General features: G+C 69.9%; 15 protein-coding genes. 4 read left to right on the top strand and 11 right to left on the bottom strand.

Annotated features, from left to right (window positions below):
- Positions 1–26 precede the first annotated feature (26 nt).
- From AMYBE_RS0102880 to AMYBE_RS0102845, 8 genes are all read right to left on the bottom strand, one after another.
- Positions 27–1,058 (bottom strand): MCE family protein, encoded by a 1,032-nt coding sequence (locus AMYBE_RS0102880; RefSeq protein ID WP_020657829.1) that lies wholly within the window; start codon positions 1,056–1,058, stop codon positions 27–29.
- Positions 1,055–2,092, bottom strand: a complete 1,038-nt coding sequence (locus tag AMYBE_RS0102875) for an MCE family protein (RefSeq protein ID WP_020657828.1) — start codon at positions 2,090–2,092, stop codon at positions 1,055–1,057. The genes AMYBE_RS0102880 and AMYBE_RS0102875 overlap by 4 nt, the downstream gene beginning before the upstream one ends.
- Complete coding sequence (locus tag AMYBE_RS0102870; protein ID WP_020657827.1) at positions 2,089–3,438, bottom strand: MCE family protein; 1,350 nt, start codon at positions 3,436–3,438, stop codon at positions 2,089–2,091. Before AMYBE_RS0102870 ends, AMYBE_RS0102875 begins: the two co-directional genes overlap by 4 nt.
- Positions 3,435–4,295, bottom strand: coding sequence for an MlaE family ABC transporter permease (locus AMYBE_RS0102865; RefSeq protein WP_020657826.1), 861 nt, complete (start codon positions 4,293–4,295; stop codon positions 3,435–3,437). Before AMYBE_RS0102865 ends, AMYBE_RS0102870 begins: the two co-directional genes overlap by 4 nt.
- A 1-nt stretch (position 4,296) precedes the next feature.
- A complete protein-coding gene (locus tag AMYBE_RS0102860; RefSeq protein ID WP_020657825.1) occupies positions 4,297–5,091 on the bottom strand; it encodes an MlaE family ABC transporter permease in 795 nt (264 codons plus the stop codon).
- 119 nt (positions 5,092–5,210) lie between these two features.
- Entirely contained in the window at positions 5,211–5,975 is a 765-nt protein-coding gene (locus AMYBE_RS0102855; RefSeq protein WP_020657824.1) for a glucose 1-dehydrogenase, read from the bottom strand.
- A 12-nt stretch (positions 5,976–5,987) separates the two neighbouring features.
- Complete coding sequence (locus AMYBE_RS0102850) at positions 5,988–6,869, bottom strand: 3-oxoacyl-ACP reductase (protein ID WP_020657823.1); 882 nt, start codon at positions 6,867–6,869, stop codon at positions 5,988–5,990.
- 114 nt (positions 6,870–6,983) lie between these two features.
- Entirely contained in the window at positions 6,984–7,169 is a 186-nt protein-coding gene (locus tag AMYBE_RS0102845; protein WP_020657822.1) for a ferredoxin, read from the bottom strand.
- A 103-nt stretch (positions 7,170–7,272) separates the two neighbouring features.
- On the opposite strand from AMYBE_RS0102845, the gene AMYBE_RS0102840 reads away from it, so the two are divergent.
- Together AMYBE_RS0102840 and AMYBE_RS0102835 are read left to right on the top strand one after the other, a co-directional pair.
- The gene (locus AMYBE_RS0102840; RefSeq protein WP_020657821.1) at positions 7,273–8,436 is read left to right on the top strand and encodes an acyl-CoA dehydrogenase family protein; all 1,164 of its coding nucleotides are present in this window, start codon (positions 7,273–7,275) and stop codon (positions 8,434–8,436) included.
- An 8-nt stretch (positions 8,437–8,444) separates the two neighbouring features.
- Positions 8,445–9,473 (top strand): acyl-CoA dehydrogenase family protein, encoded by a 1,029-nt coding sequence (locus AMYBE_RS0102835; protein WP_020657820.1) that lies wholly within the window; start codon positions 8,445–8,447, stop codon positions 9,471–9,473.
- On the opposite strand, the gene AMYBE_RS0102830 is transcribed toward AMYBE_RS0102835, so the two are convergent.
- The 3 genes from AMYBE_RS0102830 to AMYBE_RS0102820 all read right to left on the bottom strand — a co-directional run bounded on the left by AMYBE_RS0102830 (position 9,457) and on the right by AMYBE_RS0102820 (position 15,246).
- Complete coding sequence (locus AMYBE_RS0102830; protein ID WP_020657819.1) at positions 9,457–12,318, bottom strand: bifunctional acetate--CoA ligase family protein/GNAT family N-acetyltransferase; 2,862 nt, start codon at positions 12,316–12,318, stop codon at positions 9,457–9,459. The genes AMYBE_RS0102835 and AMYBE_RS0102830 overlap by 17 nt on opposite strands.
- A gap of 168 nt (positions 12,319–12,486) precedes the next feature.
- The gene (locus AMYBE_RS0102825; protein ID WP_020657818.1) at positions 12,487–13,659 is read right to left on the bottom strand and encodes an acetoin utilization protein AcuC; all 1,173 of its coding nucleotides are present in this window, start codon (positions 13,657–13,659) and stop codon (positions 12,487–12,489) included.
- Between the two features lie 747 nt (positions 13,660–14,406).
- Positions 14,407–15,246, bottom strand: coding sequence for a sulfurtransferase (locus AMYBE_RS0102820; RefSeq protein ID WP_020657817.1), 840 nt, complete (start codon positions 15,244–15,246; stop codon positions 14,407–14,409).
- Between the two features lie 110 nt (positions 15,247–15,356).
- On the opposite strand from AMYBE_RS0102820, the gene AMYBE_RS0102815 reads away from it, so the two are divergent.
- Together AMYBE_RS0102815 and galK are read left to right on the top strand one after the other, a co-directional pair.
- Positions 15,357–16,079, top strand: a complete 723-nt coding sequence (locus AMYBE_RS0102815; RefSeq protein WP_020657816.1) for an iron-dependent transcriptional repressor DtxR — start codon at positions 15,357–15,359, stop codon at positions 16,077–16,079.
- Positions 16,076–17,260: a galactokinase gene (gene galK, locus AMYBE_RS0102810; protein ID WP_020657815.1), complete on the top strand. Its 1,185-nt coding sequence runs from the start codon at positions 16,076–16,078 to the stop codon at positions 17,258–17,260. Before AMYBE_RS0102815 ends, galK begins: the two co-directional genes overlap by 4 nt.
- Positions 17,261–17,336 lie beyond the last annotated feature (76 nt).

The raw sequence follows: 17,336 nt of genomic DNA, 5'->3' as shown, positions 1-17,336 counted from the left end.
CGCGGGAGAACGTACGTCGGCGGCGGTCATCGTCCGCCCACCCCCTGGTTCGGCGCGGCGATCGGCGGCGTGCAGCCCTCCGGGTTGATCGACAGCCCGGCCGCGGTGATGGTCGGCGGCAGCAGACCGCACAGGTACCCCTCGAACCAGCGCCCGTTGCCGGTCGCGTTCGCGCCGACCCGCGCGAACGGGGCCATCAGAGCCAGGCTCCGGTCGAGATTGCCCTGATTGCGTTGCAGCACATCGGTGACCTTCCCGAGCGCGGCGAGCGTCGGCCCGATCTGGGTGCGGTTGTCCGCGACCAGACCGGACAGCTGCTGCGAGATCTGCTGGGTTCCCTTGAGCAGTGCGCTGATCTGGTCGCGGCGTTGCTGCAGCTCGGAAAGCAGCAGGTTGCCGTCGCCGATGACTTGCTGCACCTGGGCGTTGCGATCGGACAGCGTCTTCGAGATCTTGCTGGTGTTGGCCAGCAACGCGTGCAGATCGGCGTCCCGCGAGGACACCGTCTTCGACAGCGCCGACAGCCCGGACAACGTGTCCTTCAAGTACTGCGGACTGTCTTTCAGCGAATCCGAAAGCGTCGTGAAGCTCTGCGCCAGCTGTTTGGTGTCGATGTCGCCGACCGTCGTGGACAGCTGGTTGAACGCGTCCTGCAGCTGGAACGGCGTACGGGTGCGCTGCACCGGGATGGTGGCGTCCGGCGACTGGGTGCCGCCGCCCTTCGTGTCCAGCGCGAGGTACTTCTCTCCCAGCAGCGTCTTGATCTCGATCGACGCGGTGGACGCGTCGCCGACCCGCACGCCCTTCACCCGGAACTTCACCAGCACCTGCTTGTGCCCGAGTTCCACCGACGTCACCTGGCCGACCTTGACCCCGGCCACCTGCACCTCGTTGTCCGGCGCGAGCCCGGCGGACTCGGCGAACGCGGCGGAATAGGTGGTCCCGTTGCCGAACATCGGGATGCTGTCCGAGAAGTACGTCGTCGCGGTCACCAGCACGAGCAGCACCAGCGTCACCGCGCCGACGCTGGCCTGGTTCCGTTCCTTCAGTCGTTTCACGGTCCGCACCTCGGCGCGCGTTGCGTACCCGGGACCGGCACCAGCGGCAGCGTGATGTCGAGCGAGGAAATCCCGACGGTGCCTTCGATCCCGCACAGGTAGTAGTTGAACCAGCTGCCGTAGCTGAGGGTCCGGGTGAACTTCTCCAGGTTGCCCGGCAGCACCTGCAGCAGATGCTCGATCAGCGGCTGCGCGTCGTTGAGGTTGTTCGAGAGCTTCCCGAGCTCCGCGACATCCTGCTGGACGACGGGCCGGGCGTCGGAGAGCAGGCCGGCGGTGGCGTTGGTGAGGTCGCCGAGCGCGGCCACCGCGTCGCCGATCGGCTTGCGCTGTTCGGACAGCCCGCTCACCAGCCGCTGGGTCTGGTCGATCAGGTCGCCCAGCTGCGGGCCGCGCGCGTTGACTGTGTTCAGCACCTGGTTGAGGTTGTCGACGACCTCGCCGATCACCTTGTCCTTGCCCGCGATCGACGAGGTGATCGACGCGGTGTGCGACAGCAGGCTGGTGATCGTGCCGCCCTCGCCCTGGAACACCTGCACGATCTCGGCGGAGAGCTGGTTGACCTCCTTCGGGTTCAGCGCCTGGAACAGCGGCTTGAACCCGTTGAACAGCACGGTCAGGTTGAGTGCCGGCTTGGTCCGCTCCGGCGGGATGGTGTCGCCGGGGGCGAGCACGCCGCCGGTGCTGACGTCGGTGCCGAGCGAGAGGTACCGCTGCCCGACCAGGTTCCGGTACTTGATGGTGGCGGTGGCCAGCGACGGCAGCTGGTAGCCGGACTCCACCACGAACTGGACCTCGGCGTAGTTCTGCTCGCCCTGGTCGACGCCGATCCGCGCGACCTGGCCGACCTTCACGCCGGAGATCCGCACGTCGTCGCCCGCCTGCAGGCCGGACGCGTCGGTGAACTTCGCGAGATAGCCCTTGGTCGCGCCGAAGTTCGTATTCGCGATCGTCGTCGCGAGCACTCCGGTGAGCAGCACGGTGACCACCGCGAAGGCGAGGATCTTGACCAGGGCCGGAACGAACGACCTCACTTCAGCTCCACCTCCGATCCGCGATACAGCGGCCCGACCAGCAGCCCGGCCCAGCCGGGCACCTGGTCCGGCGTAACGTTCAGCGTCGGCGAAGCCAGCAGGTCGATCAGCCGCTGCTCGTCGGCCGAGCCGACGACGCTGCCGCCGGTCGAGGTGGAGCCGCCGGGCAGCGGGCCGTCGGTGACCGGGCCGGGCAGCGTGCCGTCCGGCTGGTGCGGCGGCGGGGGCTTGCTCGCCCCGTCCTGCACCGCGCCGTCCGGCGGGTACTGCGGCCAGTGCCCGGGCTTGGGCACCTGCGGATAGCAGCGCGGCCCGCGCTTGTCGGTGTACTTCGGCTCGTCGACGCCGGGCAGGTACTTGCCGCGGCTCGCGGCGAACTCGATCGTCACGCGGCTGACCTCCGGATGCGCGGTGCCCTTGCCGAACGCGAGCTCGGCGGTCGGCACCGAACCGGCCAGCTGTTTGAGCAGGCACGGGTACTCCGGCGCGTACTTCGCGAGCACGTCCAGCGTCGGCTGCACCGCGGTGGTGAGGCGGATCAGGTTGTCCTTGTTCACGTCCAGGAAGCTCGTCAGGTCGGTGGAGGCGTTGGTGACCGCCGCGTACAGATCGGACAGTCCCTGCTGCTTCTGCACGATGGTCTGGGTGGCCGTGGTGAGATCGGACAGCGCCTGCAGCACGTCCGGCGCGGCCTGGTCGTAGATGCCGGAAACGTTGGCCAGCCCGGTGATGTCGGCCTTGAGGTCGGGCAGCGACGGGTTGAGCTTGCCGAGGTAGTCCGACAGCTGGCCGAGCGTTTCGCCGAGTTTCTTGCCCCGCCCGTCCAGCGCGGTGGACACCGCGTTGAGCGTGCTGGCGAGCTTCTCCGGCTGCACCGCCTGCAAAAGCGGCATGACGTGGTCGAGCACCTGCTCCAGCTCGATCGCGCTGCTGGTGCGGTCCTGCGGGATCACGTCGCCGGCCTTGATCGGGGCCTGCGGCTGCGCCGGCAGCTGGAGCGCGACGTACCGCTCGCCGAAGAGCGTCTTCGGCAGCAGCCGCGCGGACACGTTCGCCGGGATCACCCCGGTCTTGTCCGGCTGCAGCGCCAGGTCGAGCTCGGCGTGGTCGCCGGCCGAGCGCACCGCGCGGATCTCGCCGACCAGCATCCCGCGCACCTTCACGTCGCCGCCGACGCGCAGCTGGCTGCCGACGTGGTCGGTTTCCAGCTTGACCATGGTGACCGGCGTGAACGCCTTGCGGTACGCGGCGATGGTGAAGGTGAAGAACAGTCCGGCCACGAGCAGGAAAACGAGGCCCAGCACCTGGTACTGCAGCCGTTTGCGGATCTCCCGTCGCGTGCTCATCCGGAAATCCGCACTGTCGTGTTCGCGCCCCAGATCGCCAGGCTGAGGAAGAAGTCCAGCACCGAGATCAGCACGATCGACGTCCGCACCGCCCGGCCGACCGCGACGCCCACGCCCGCCGGGCCGCCGGACGCGGTATAGCCGTAGTAGCAATGGGAAAGGATCACCAGCACGCTGAACACGATCACCTTGGCGAACGACCAGAGCACGTCCTCCGGTGGCAGGAACAGCGTGAAGTAGTGGTCGTAGGTGCCGGCGGACTGGCCGTAGAGCCAGACGGTGATCTGCCGCGACGCGAGATACGAGGACAGCAGGCCCACCGCGTACAGCGGGATCACCGCGGCCACGCCGGCGAGCACTCGCGTGGTGACGAGGTAGGGCATGCTCGGCACGGCCATCACTTCGAGCGCGTCGATCTCTTCGGAGATCCGCATCGCGCCGAGCTGTGCGGTGAACCCGCAGCCGACCGTGGCCGACAACGCCAGCCCGGCCGAGAGCGGGGCGACCTCGCGAGTGTTGAAGTACGCGGAAATGAACCCGGTGAGCGCGGCGGTGCCGAGCTGGTTCAGCGCGGCATACCCCTGCAGGCCCACGATCAGGCCGGTGAACAGGGTCATGCCGATCATCACGCCGAGCGTCCCGCCGATCACCGCGAGACCGCCGGTGCCGAAGCAGACTTCGGTGAGCAGCCGGGTGGTTTCCCTGCCGTAGCGGCGGATCGTGCGCGGCGACCAGGCGAGCGCCCGGCCGTAGAACGAGAGTTGCTTGCCGAGTCCTTCGAGACTCGCGCCGGGGCGCGCGATGATCTCCAGCGTCCGGTCGGACGTGCGCGGCTGCTCGATCGGCTCGGCGGTCATGTCAGAGCGCCTTCGCCGGGACGATTTTGAGGTACACCGCGGTCAGCACGACGTTGATGAGGAACAGCAACAGGAACGTGATCACCACGGCCTGGTTCACCGCGTCGCCGACGCCCTTCGGCCCGCCCGCCGGATTCAGGCCGCGGAACGCCGCGACCACGCCGGCCACGAAGCCGTACAGGAATGCCTTGATCTCGCTGATCCACAGGTCCGGCACCTGCGCGAGCGCGTTGAAGCTGGCCAGGTACGCGCCCGGCGTGCCGCCTTGCAGGACCACGTTGAAGAAGTAGCCGCCGAGTACGCCGACCACGCTGACCAGGCCGTTGAGCAGCACCGACACCACGATCGCGGCGAGCACCCGGGGCACCACGAGGCGCTGCACCGGGTTCACGCCGAGCACTTCCATGGCGTCGATTTCCTCGCGGATCTTGCGTGCGCCGATGTCGGCACAGACCGCGCTTCCGCCGGCGCCGGCCACCAGCAACGCGGTGATCAGCGGGCTCGCCTGCTGCACGATCGCCAGCGCGCTGGCCGCGCCGGTGAAGGACTGCGCGCCGATCTGCGTGGTCAGCGAACCCAGCTGCAGCGCGATGACCGCGCCGAACGGGATCGCGACCAGCGCGGTCGGCAGAATGGTGACGCTGGCGAAGAACCAGCACTGCTGGATCCATTCGCGAAACTGGAACGGACGCTTGAAAATCGCCCGCAGCACCTCCCAGGACAGCGTGGCGAGTCTGCCGACCTGAGTCAGCGCCGCGGTGCCCGGGAGGGTGATCGAGCCGCTGCCGCCCACCACACCTCCCAGTAGTCACCCCCGAGTGTTGCCGATCCCCGCTCGCCGATTTCGGTTAGCGGTGTTCACTCCTGTCCCTTCAGCCCCCTGCGGTCACCCTAGGCGCACCAGCACCGGAGTGCTCATAGTTTCAACGCGTGCGTCGCTGTCGCCCCGCCGTCGGCGACGAACTCGCCGCCGGTGCAGTAGGAGCTCTCGTCGCTGCCGAGGAACACCAGCAGCGGCGCGATCTCGTCGGCCCGGCCGACCCGGCCCAGCGCCACCTTCTTGCCCACCCAGGACACGTCGACGTCCGCGCCGGCCGCGTCGGACACCATTTTCGTGTCGATCATGCCGGGGTGCACCGAGTTGACCCGGATCCCGCGCGCGCCCAGCTCCAGCGCGGCGACCTTGGTCATCCCCCGGATCGCGAACTTGGTCGCGGTGTAGGCGATCAGGAACGGCATCCCGGCCAAACCCTCCACAGAGGACACGTTGACGATGGAGCCGCCACCGGCCCCCGCCATCGGTTCAACGACCGACCGCATCCCGAGAAACGCCCCGATCTGGTTCACCCGCACGACCCGCTCGTATTCGGCGAGCGGGGTCTTCGCGAGCTCCGAAAAGTACAGCACCCCGGCGTTGTTGACCAGCACCGTCGGCGGCCCGAACGCGGCGACCGTGCGGTCCACCGCGGCCGTCCAGGCGTCCTCGTCGCTCACGTCGAGCGGACAGAACACCGCCGCGTCGCCGAGTTCGGCGGCGAGTTCCTCGCCCTCGGCGCGGAGCACGTCGGCGATCACCACCTGCGCGCCTTGCGCCACGAAAGCACGTGCCGCCGCCGCGCCCTGGCCCCGGGCGGCGCCGGTGATCAGGGCGACCTTGCCGGCCAGCCGGTTTCCCGTCATGCGTCCTCCGGTTCAGGGCAGCGAAAGCAGGTCGGTCGCGGCGAACATCCGCTCCGGATCGCGATCGGCGAAGTGCGCGCCGACCGTCGCGGCGAGTTCTCCGGCGGTCCAGGAACCGTTCGCGGTGTCGAACCGCTGCTCCACCGACGGCGGCCGCAGGAGCGCGACCATGCCGCCGTGCACGACGAACACCTGACCGTTGATCGCGTCCGCCTCCGGCGAGGCGAGGAATGCGACAAACGGGGCAACGTGCTCGACAGACAACGGATCCAGGCCATCCGCGGGCGCTTCGCCGAAAACGCCCGAAGTCATCGCGGTGCGAGCGCGCGGACAGATCGTATTGGCGCGCACGCCGTATTTCGCCAAGCCGCGCGCGGCGGACAGGGTGAGCGCCGCGATCCCGGCCTTGGCCGCGGAGTAGTTCGGCTGGCCCGGCGAACCGACCAGGAACGCCTCGGAAGCGGTGTTCACCAACCGGCCGTATACCGGCTGTCCCTCCACTTTGGAGCGCTCGCGCCAGTAGCGGGCCGCGTTGCGGGACAACAGGAAGTGTCCGCGCAGATGCACCGCGATGACCTTGTCCCAGTCCTCGTCGGACATCGAGAACAGCATCCGGTCGCGGAGCACGCCGGCGTTGTTCACCACGATGTCGAGGCCGCCGAAGTGGTCCACCGCCGCGGACAGCAGCTCGGCAGCGGTGCTCGACTCGGAAACGTCCCCGGCCACCGCGAGCGCCTTCCCGCCGGCGCCTTCGATCGCCGCGACGACCTCGGTCGCCTCGGCGATGTCGTTGACCACGACCGACGCGCCTTCCCGGGCCAGCGCGAGCGCCTCGGCCCGGCCCAGCCCGGCGCCCGCCCCGGTGACGACCGCGACCTTGCCCTCGAGTGTCATCGGACCGCACCAGCCCGGTCGTCGCTCGTGTTCAGCACTGCCGCGCGCCTCCTCGTCGAAGCCAGCTTGACGGACCACAGACTAGAATCTGTTCTCGTATTGAGCAAGCCCCGATCAACCGGTTGTGAACAGGGCATTCTTCGGACAGCTCAGCACCGCTTGCGAAACACGTTCTACTTCTTCCTCCGGAATCGGCCCGATCACCAGGTTCTCGTCGTCGTCCAGATCGAAGACCGCCGGCGCGAACCCGACGCAGACCGCGTTCGCCTCGCACAGCTCCCGGTCGACACTGACCTCCATGCTTCCTCCTGCCCGCCGCTCCTGGTACAACTAGAACAGGTTCTAGCTTACCGCCGGGGCCCGGTACGACACCACAACGAGACCGGCGGGTCGGAGGTGACGGGTGCGGATCGACTACACCAGCGAGCAGCGGGCGCTGGCCGGGGAACTGCGGGAGTACTTCGCCGAGCTGATGACCCCGGCGCGGCGGGAGAGCCTCGCCGCGGCCGGCGGCGAGTACGGCGACGGCTTGGCGTATAAGGAGATTGTCCGGCAACTGGGCAAGGACGGCTGGCTGGCGCTGGGCTGGCCGCGCGAGTACGGCGGCCAGGGCCGAAGCATGCTCGACCAGCTGATCTTCACTGACGAGGCGGCCGCCGCCGGGGTGCCGGTGCCGTTCCTGACGGTGAACACGGTCGGCCCGACGATCATGCGCTTCGGCACCCCGGATCAGAAGGCGTTCTACCTGCCGAAGATCGCTGCCGGCGAGCTGCACTTCTCGATCGGGTACTCCGAACCGGGCGCGGGCACCGACCTGGCCTCGCTCCGCACGCGTGCGACGCGCGACGGCGACGAGTACGTGGTCAACGGGCAGAAGATGTGGACCAGCCTGATCGAGTACGCCGACTGCGTGTGGCTGGCCGCGCGCACCGATCCGGAGGCGCGCAAGCACAAGGGCCTGTCCATCCTGATCGTGCCGACCTCCGCGCCGGGGTTCTCCTGGACGAAGGTGCACACGGTGGCCGGCCCGGGCACCAGCGCGACTTACTACGACGACGTCCGGGTGCCGGTTTCGTCGCGGATCGCCGGCGAGAACGCCGGCTGGCCGCTGATCACCAACCAGCTCAACCACGAACGCGTCGCGCTGACCTCGGCCGCGCCGGTGCGGAAAGCCCTGCACGACGTCACGGAATGGGTTCGCGCGGAGGGGCTGGCCGAGCGCGAATGGGTCCGGACGCACCTCGCGCGAGTGCACGCGTACGCCGAGTACCTGAAGCTGCGGAACTGGAAGATCGCCTGGGCCGCGGCCGCGAGCGAACTCGGCCCGGCCGAGGCGTCGGCGACCAAGATCTACGGCACCGAAATGGCGATCGAGGCGTACCGGCTGCTGATGGAGGTGGTCGGCGCGGCCGCCGTGGTCCGCGACGGCTCCCCCGGCGCGGTGCTGTCCGGACGACTGGAGCGGCTGCACCGTTCGGCGTTGATCCTCACCTTCGGCGGCGGCACCAACGAGGTGCAGCGCGACATCGTCGCCGCGACCGCCCTCGGCCAGCCCGTGACGCGTTAGGAGTCCCGGTGGATTTCTCCCTCACCGAAGCACAGCAAGACCTTTCCGCACTGACCCGCCGGATCCTCGCCGACCAGGTCACCGCGGACACGTTGGGACCCCACGGTTCCGGTGGCTTCGACGCTCCACTATGGAAAGTTTTGGCGCGGTCCGGCGTACTGGACGCCGCACTGCCCACAGCCGTGGGCGGGGGCGGATTCGGTTTGCTGGAACAGTGCTCGGTGCTGATCGAGATCGGCCGTGCGGTCGCACCGGCGCCGTACTTGCCGTCCGTCGTCCAAGCCGGTTCAGTGCTGACCGATCCGCTGCTGGCCGAACGCTGGCTCCTCCCGGTCTCTCGCGGCGAGAGTGTCCTCGCAGTCGCGTTGGGCGGTTCCTTCGTCGCGACGGACGGCCGCCTCACCGGTACGCAGACCGCAGTGCCCTTCGCCGCCTTCGCGGACGCCTTGCTCGTCGAAGCTTCGGACAGCGTGTACATCGTCGCCGCAGACGCGCCTGGCGTGTCGATAGCGGCGCAGGCGACGACTGACCATGCTGACGCCGCGCTTGTCACGCTCTCGGACACTCCTGGCATCGCGCTCGGCGATGTCGCCGAACAGCTTCGCGTACGCGGTGCCCTAGGTGCTTGCGCGCAGCAGTTGGGCGTGCTGGAACGCGCACTGGAGCTGACTGCTGGCTACACACGCGAGCGGAAGCAGTTCGACAAGGTGCTGGGCAGCTTCCAAGCCGTCCGACACCGGCTTGCGGACGCGTACATCGACGTCGAAGCCGTACGGCTGACGCTGTGGCAGGCCGCGTGGAGGCTGTCCGAAGGACTGCCCGCAGCCGCCGAGGTGGCCACGGCGAAGTACTGGGCTGCCGAAGCCGGGCACCGCGTCGCGCACACCGCCGTGCACCTTCACGGCGGCGTCGGCATCGACGTGGAGCATCCCGTGCATCGCTACTTCGCCGCTGCGAAACGGCTGGAATTCGTTGGCGGCGGCGCTACCGCGCAACTGCTGGACCTCGGCGAACTAGTGGTCAGTCCAACGGCGTGATGTGCCTTAGCCGACGCGGCCCGGTGTCGGGTCGCGTCGGCGGAGCACCGAGGACAAGCCTCGCGTTCGCGACGAACGCACCGTCCGGCGAGGCCAGGATCGGGTCCAACGACATCGAGCGCACCTCGGGGTTGTCTTCAGCCAGCGCTGCCACCCGCAACACCATGTCCTGCAACGCAGCCAGGTCCGCCGGCTCGTCGCCTCGGTAGCCGGTCAACAACGGCGACGTGCGCGGCTCACGAATCAGCGTCGCCGCGTCGACGTCCGTCAACGGGACGGCCCGGTACGCGCGGTCACCGAGCAGAGTGCTCACCAAGCCCGACAGCCCGAACGAGACGAGCGTGCCGAACGACGGGTCATCCTGCAGACCGATGGCGCACGACAGGCCCTTCGGCGCCATTTGCTGCACATACAGGTCTTCATCGCCAGATATCGCCTTCAGGTCCCGGTATGCGACCCGTACGGCGTCTTCAGACGTAAGGTCCAGCCGTACGCCCGCGAGGTCCGGCCTTCCCCGCAGCCGCTCGTCCACCGCTTTCAGCGCGACCGGATAGCCCAGCTCAGTCGCCGCCGCGACGGCGCTGGCCTCACTGGACGCAACCCGGAACGGCACGACATCGACGCCGTAGCAGCGAAGCAGCCGCACCACGTCTTCGTCGGACAACAGCGTCGAGACGCCGTCCTCCGGCAGCAGTTCACGGACGATCTCCTGCGCGTGCTCCACGTGCAGCCCGCCAGGCCGCATCAACGTGCCCTGTGGCCGCTGCCGCCACGCCGCGTACCGCACGACGCGCGCCAACGCGTTCACCGCGCGCTCCGGGCTCGAATAGGACGGAATCGACCCCCGTGTCGGCACCCCGTCTTCGGACAGCACGGCCAGCTCGTGCGGAACGCCTTCCGCGGCGAGGAACGTCGATACGACCGGCTTCGACTGCTCCATCTCTATGACCGCTTCACGCAACGCCCGCGCGTACGCAGTACCCGGGATCGCAACCGGCGGCGCGAAGACGGCGATCAACGCGTCCGTCTCCGGCGAAGCCAGCGCGTCCCGCACCGCGGTGGCGAACTCGTCCGGCCCGGCCTGCGGCCCGATGTCGACCGGATCGAACGCCAGCCGGAGCCCGTCCGCCCGCGCGGTGTCCGCCGCGAGCAGCCCGATCGCGCTGGAGTTCCCGACAATCCCGATCCGCGGCCCGGCAGGCAGCGGCTGATGCGCGAACACCAGCGCCGTGTCGAACAGCTGCGCCAGCGAATCGACCCGGACGACGCCCGCCTGCTCGAACAGGGCCTGCACGCTGGCCTCGTCGACCTCCGCCGACGTCGCCGCCAGCTGCGGCCGCACCGCGTGCCGCCCGGATTTCACCGCGACGATCGGCTTCGACCGCGCCAGCCGCCGCGCGAGCCGGGCGAACTTGCGCGGATTGCCGAACGATTCGAGATACAGGAGCACGAGATCGGTGTCTGGATCCGTCTCCCAGTACTGCAGGAGATCGTTGCCGGACACGTCCGCCCGGTTACCCGCCGAGACGAACGTCGACAACCCGAGCCCGCGCGACCCGGCGTCGGCGAGAATCGCGGTGCCCAGCGCGCCCGACTGGCAGAAGAACCCCGTCCGCCCGCGCTTGGGCAGCCTCGGCGCGAGCGTCGCGTTGAGCCGGACGTCCTTCGCCGTGTTGAGCACGCCCAGCGCGTTCGGGCCGACCACGCGCATCCCGTGCGCTCGCGCCTCGCCGACCAGCCGCAGCTCGGCGTGCAGTCCGAGCGGACCGGACTCCGCGAACCCGCCGGACACGATCACCAGCGTCTTGACGCCCTTCGCCAGGCACGCGTCCAGCACCGATTCCACCGCTTCCGCGGGCACCGCGACCAGCGCGAGATCGACCGGGTCCGGGATGTCGAGCACAGACGGATACGCCCGCACCCCGCGCACCGACCGGTGCTCCGGATTGACCGGATAGACCGCGCCCGCGAAGTCGGCCGCGAGCAGGTTGGCGAACGCGACGTGCCCGACCTTCGTCGGATCCGCGGACGCCCCGATCACCGCGACGGTCTGCGGATGGAGCAGGTTGTGCACGCTGCGCGCCTCGGCCGCCTGCTCCCGCGACCGCGCCACCGCGAGCGACTCCTCAGTCGGGTCGATGTCGAATTCGAGGTGCAGCACGCCTTCCTCGATCGCGCGGCTGACCTGATAGCCCGCATCGCGGAAAACCCGCACCATGGCCGCGTTCTCCGCGAGCACCTCCGCGACGAACCGGCGAAGCCCGCACTCTGACGCCGCCGCCGCGAGATGCTCCAGCAGGATCGACCCGAGCCCGCGCCCCTGATGCTTGTCGTCGACGACGAACGCGACCTCCGCGGACGGTTTCTCGCCGAGCCGCTCGTACCGCCCGACCGCGACGATGTCGTCGCCCAGCAAGGCGATGAAGGCGACCCGGTCGTGATGGTCCACAGTGGAGAACCGCTCGAGATCCCGCGGCGGGATCCGCGGGTAGGCGCCGAAATACCGGAAATAGCGGGTGCGATCGGAAAGACGGCCGTGGAACGCGACGAGACCGTCGGCGTCGCTGGGCACAATTGGTCGCAAGTGGACGGTCCCGCCGTCGGAGAGAACGACGTCGGCTTCCCAGTCGCGCGGGTACGCGTAGGGATCGCGCTCGTCAGCTGACGGTTCCGGGCTGGCTGGGTCGGCCGAGGTGGCCGGGTTCGCTGGGTCAGCCGGGCTGGCCAGGTTCGCCGGGCTGGCCGAAGTGGCCGGGTCGGCTGGGTCCGCCGAGGTGGCCGGGTTCGGGTCGGCCGTCGCCGCGCCCTCGACGGCAGCGGCGCCTTCGGCACCGGGCCGCGGCACCCTGCCATCCCCAGCCGCGGTCTCGCCGGACTTCACCGGCCCCCCGGACCGCGCCGAGCCGGCCGCGCCAGAACCTCCCGGCGTGCCGTCGGCACCGGACGGGCCGGAGCTTCCGGCTGAAGTCCCGGCGGAGTCTTCTCCAGGCGTGCGGGGTCGGTCGGGCATGAGTCAGTCCCTCGGATCGTCCGGATCGAGGCCGTGCAGCGGGAAAACCGCCCGGCGGGTGTCGCGGATCGCGATGTCCACCGCGTCGTCCTCGCCGTCGCCCCAGGATTTGAAGGAAGTGTCCTTGCCGTCGGTCATCGCCGCGGGCAGCTCGGCCCCCGGCGCGGCCCGGGAGATCGTGGACACCCAGCCAGGCGGCAACGCCGTCTCCGGCGGCACGTCCCGGTCCAGCACCGTGGCCATCAGATGCGTCCACGACCGGGGCACCACCCGGATCAGCTGATACCCCCCGCCGCCGACCGCGAGCCAGCGGCCCTCCGCGTACCGTTCGGCCAGGTCGCGGAGAGTCGAGTAGATCGTGCGATGGCCGTCGACCGACAACGACAAGTCCGCCATCGGGTCCTCCTCGTGCGAATCCACCCCGCACTGAGTGACCAGCAATTGCGGCCGGAACTGCTCCAGCACCGACGGCACCACCGCGTGGAACGCCCGCAACCACCCCGGATCTTGCGTATGCGGCGGCAACGGGACATTCACCGACGTGCCGGCCGCCGCGCCCCTGCCGACCTCCGCGGAATAGCCAGTGCCAGGCCAGAGCGTGAACGGATGCTGATGCATCGAGACGGTCAGGACCCTCGGATCGTCGTAGAACGCGGCCTGCACACCGTCACCGTGATGGACGTCCGTGTCGACATAGGCGATCCGGTCGAAACCATGGTCCAGCAACCAGGAAATGGCGACCGCGCAATCGTTGTAGACACAGAACCCGGACGCGTGATCACGCATCGCATGGTGCAACCCGCCCGCGATATTCACCGCCCGCCGCACCTCGCCGTCCGCGATCTTGCGCGCAGCGAGCAACGTCGACCCCACGACCAGAGCAGTCGCGTCGTGCATCCCGGAAAACACCGGGTTGTCCTCCGTCCCGAGACCATGCCCGACATCCCAGCCGACCAGCGGAGCCTCCCGCACCGCGGCAAGATACTCCGGTACGTGAACGCGCAGCAACTCCGCGTCACCAGCCGCGGTCGGAACGAGAAGCTCGACACCGTCGAGCACGCCCAGCTCAGTCGCCAGCCGAACGGTGAGATCCAGCCGGACCGGATTGAACGGATGCGCCCCGCCCAGGTCGTACTTCAGCAGCGAGGCATCCCAGACAACTGCGGGCGACGACATGAGATGCACTCTAGTTCGATCGCGCCGATTGTGTCTTTGCTCGGGTTTTTGGCGCCGAATCTTTGGCGCCGGCTTCGCCGTCGCGCGCGGGATCGCTGTGTTGGATGGCGCCGGCTTCGCCGTCGCGCGCGGGATCGCCTTTAAGTCGGCGTCTGGAGGGAGCGGCGCGCCCGGCCGGGGGCCGGTCACGCCGCTCCCTCCAGACGCCGACGCGATCCCGCGGGGGTGGTCGGGTGAGGGGGGAATCGCTGGGTGGGGCGGGGAGGTGTGAGGGGAGGGCGAGGCGAGGGGCGAGGGGCGGGCGAGGGGCGGGCGAGGAGCGGGCGAGGAGCGGGCGAGGCGAGGGACGAGGGGTGGGCGAGGAGCGGGCGAGGAGCGGGCGAGGCGAGGGACGAGGGGTGGGCGAGGGGTGGGCGAGGGGTGGGGCGGAGCGGAGACGGGGGGCAATGCCAGGAATTTGAGCTGCGGTCGCGTCAGTCTGTTGACTATCCAGAAAGGACACCAACCTGGGCAGAAATGCCTGATTGACGCCTGTTTGACCGTATCTGAGGTCCGTGAGGGGCCCGTTGAGGGAATCTGAGTCCCTCAACGGGCCCCTCACGGAGCACAACTCCCGCTCCGCCGTCCGGGTCGCCCGCCATGAGCCATCCGGCGCTGCCAGGCGTTAAGCTGGGCAGACGCGGCGAAACCGCACATAGCGCCGCCTTTAGTTCCTGGCAGGGGGTCTGGGGCGAGGCGGGAGGGGGATCAGCCGTGTTCGGGGCCGGTGGCGGCTGGGCGTTCCGGATCTCGGGACCAGTGCGACCACGAGCCTGCATAGAGCGCGGCGGGTTCGGTGCGGCCGGCGACCTCTAGTGCGAGGACGACTGACGACGCGGTCACCCCGGAGCCGCAGTACGCGCCAGCCTGGACGCCGTCAGCCAGGCCCAGCGCGGCGAAGCGCTCGGCCAGTTCGGCGGGCGAGCGCCAACGGCCGTCGGGACCCGCGTGTTCTGACGACGGCGCGTTGACCGCGCCCGGGATGTGGCCGGCGCGCGGGTCGACCGGTTCGGTCTCGCCGGTGTAGCGGACGTTCGCCCGCGCGTCGAAAAGCACGCCTTCGCGTGCCAACGCCGCGGCCTCGTCCGCGGACAGCACCGGCATCCCGCCAGGGCGGACCTCGATGTCGCCTGGTTCCGGCGACGGCACCTCGGTCGTCACTTCCCTGCCCTCTGCCGACCACGCTGCGTAGCCGCCGTCCAGGACCGCGACCTGGTCGTGCCCCGCCCAGCGCAACAGCCACCAGGCGCGCGCGGCGATCGAACCGTCCGCGTCGTCGTACACGACCACCGCTCGGCCCGCGCGCACGCCGGCTTTCCTCAGCTCGCTTTGCAGCACGTCCGGGTCGGGCAGCGGGTGCCGTCCGCCCTCTCCCGGCGGGGCGGCGAGGGCGGTGTCCAGGTCGACGAACACCGCGCCAGGCAGGTGTCCGTCCCGATAGGACGCTTCGCCGGGCGGGCCGCCCAGCCGCCAGCGGACGTCCAGCACGACGGGGCGCTCGCGGTCTTCGAACGCGGCGAGCTCAGCGGGCGAGATCAACGGTCGCATGGACCCCATCCTGCAGGTCCGGACGCGGTTCGCGCACCGGGAGCGGACTTTTCCGCGCCACCGGGTCGTTACGCCGAGGCGTGCCGTCGCTGTCGGGGCCAACGACTACGATGAGCTACGCGGACGAAGGGGACAGCGTGAACGATCTCATCGACACCACCGAGATGTACCTGCGCACCATCTACGAACTCGAAGAGGAAGGGGTCGTTCCGCTGCGCGCCCGGATCGCGGAGCGCCTGCAGCAGAGCGGGCCCACGGTGAGCCAGACCGTGGCCAGGATGGAACGCGACGGCCTGGTGGTGGTGGCCGACGACCGGCACCTGCAGCTGACCGACCACGGGCACGAGCTCGCGGTCGCCGTCATGCGCAAGCACCGCCTCGCCGAACGCCTCCTCGTCGACGTCATCGGCCTGGAATGGGAGCACGTGCACAACGAAGCGTGCCGCTGGGAGCACGTCATGAGCGAGGCCGTCGAGCGCAAGCTGGTGAAGCTGCTCGACCACCCGACCACCTCGCCCTACGGCAACCCGATCCCCGGGCTCGACAAGCTCGGCGACGGAGACCCCGCGCCGCGCGCCGAGGACGGGCTGATCCGCCTGGACGAGTTCGCCCGCACCGGCGGCGGCGACGTCGAGATCCGCCGTATCGCCGAGCACGTCCAGCTGGACGAGTCGCTGCTCACCGAGCTGCGCACGGTCGGCATCGTGCCGGGCGGGATCGTCACGATCGGCAAGGCGTCCGGCGGCAGTGCCACGGTCGAGGTCCAGGGCACCGAAGGTGCCGCGCAGGTGTCCACCGCGGCCCTGCACGCCGTGCTGGCGCTCGCCAAGTGACCCCGGCGACCGACGCGGCCCGCGCGTTCCGGGACGTCCACGGGCGGGCCCCGGCCGGGATCTGGTCCGCACCCGGCCGGGTGAACCTGATCGGCGAGCACACCGACTACAACGACGGTTTCGTGCTGCCGTTCGCGCTGCCGCACCGGCTCGCCGCGGCCGCGTCCCCGCGCACCGACGGCAAGCTCCAGGTCGCCACCCTCGGCGACGACGGCCAGCTGCAGCAGTCCGGCCCGCACGACATCGCCGCGCTCGAACCGGGCACAGTCGACGGCTGGGCCGCCTATCCCGCCGGAGTGGCGTGGGTCATGCGCGATCAGGGATTCGCCGACGGCGCCGACATCGTCGTCGCGGGCGATGTCCCCTCCGGGGCCGGGCTCTCCTCCTCGCACGCGCTGGAGTGCGCGGTCTCGCTGGCGCTGCTCGGCGTAGCCGGCGTCGAACTGGACGACGGCGCCGCGACCACTCCGGCCCGGCCGGAGATCGCGCGCTGGGTGCAGCGTTCGGAGAACGACTTCGTCGGCGCCCCCACCGGACTGCTCGACCAGACCGCCTCGTTGTGCTGCGAGGACTCGCGGGTGCTGTTCCTCGACGTCCGCTCGGGAGAGATGGAACAGGTGCCGTTCCCGCTCGGCGAGGCCGGGCTCAAGGTGCTGATCATGGACACTCGCACCAAGCACTCCCACGCCGACGGCGGCTACGGCGCACGCCGGGCGGGGACTGAACGGGCCGCGGAACTGCTCGGGGTGAAAGCGCTGCGCGACGTCTCGCTCGACGGGCTCGGCGAAGCGCTCGCGCAACTGCCCGAAGAGCTGGTCCCGCTCGTCCGCCACGTGGTGACGGAAAACCAGCGGGTGCTGGACGTGGTCGCGTTGCTGCGGGAGAAGAAGCTCGCCGAGATCGGGCCGTATCTCGACGCTTCGCACGTGAGCATGCGCGACGACTACCGCATCTCCACGCCGGAACTGGACCTCGCGGTCGATTCCGCCCGCGCGGCCGGCGCGCTCGGCGCGCGGATGACCGGCGGCGGGTTCGGCGGCTCGGCGATCGCGCTGGTCCGCGAGAGGGATCTGGACACTGTGCGCGCCGCGGTCGAAACCGCGTGCGAGCGGGCCGGCTTCCGTCGCCCGCGGATGTTCACGGCGGTGCCCTCGCGGGGCGCGGGCCGCGACAGCGCCTGAGCGCCAGAGCAACCCCCGGAGGTTCCGTCGCGTCGCACTGAGGGAAGACTGGGCCGCACAGTCTCCCCTCAGCAGA

The sequence above is a fragment of the Amycolatopsis benzoatilytica AK 16/65 genome, from assembly GCF_000383915.1.
GTDB lineage: Bacteria > Actinomycetota > Actinomycetes > Mycobacteriales > Pseudonocardiaceae > Amycolatopsis > Amycolatopsis benzoatilytica.
The sequence above is the reverse complement of the archived record's forward strand: the minus strand, read 5'-3'. Positions and strand labels throughout refer to the sequence as shown.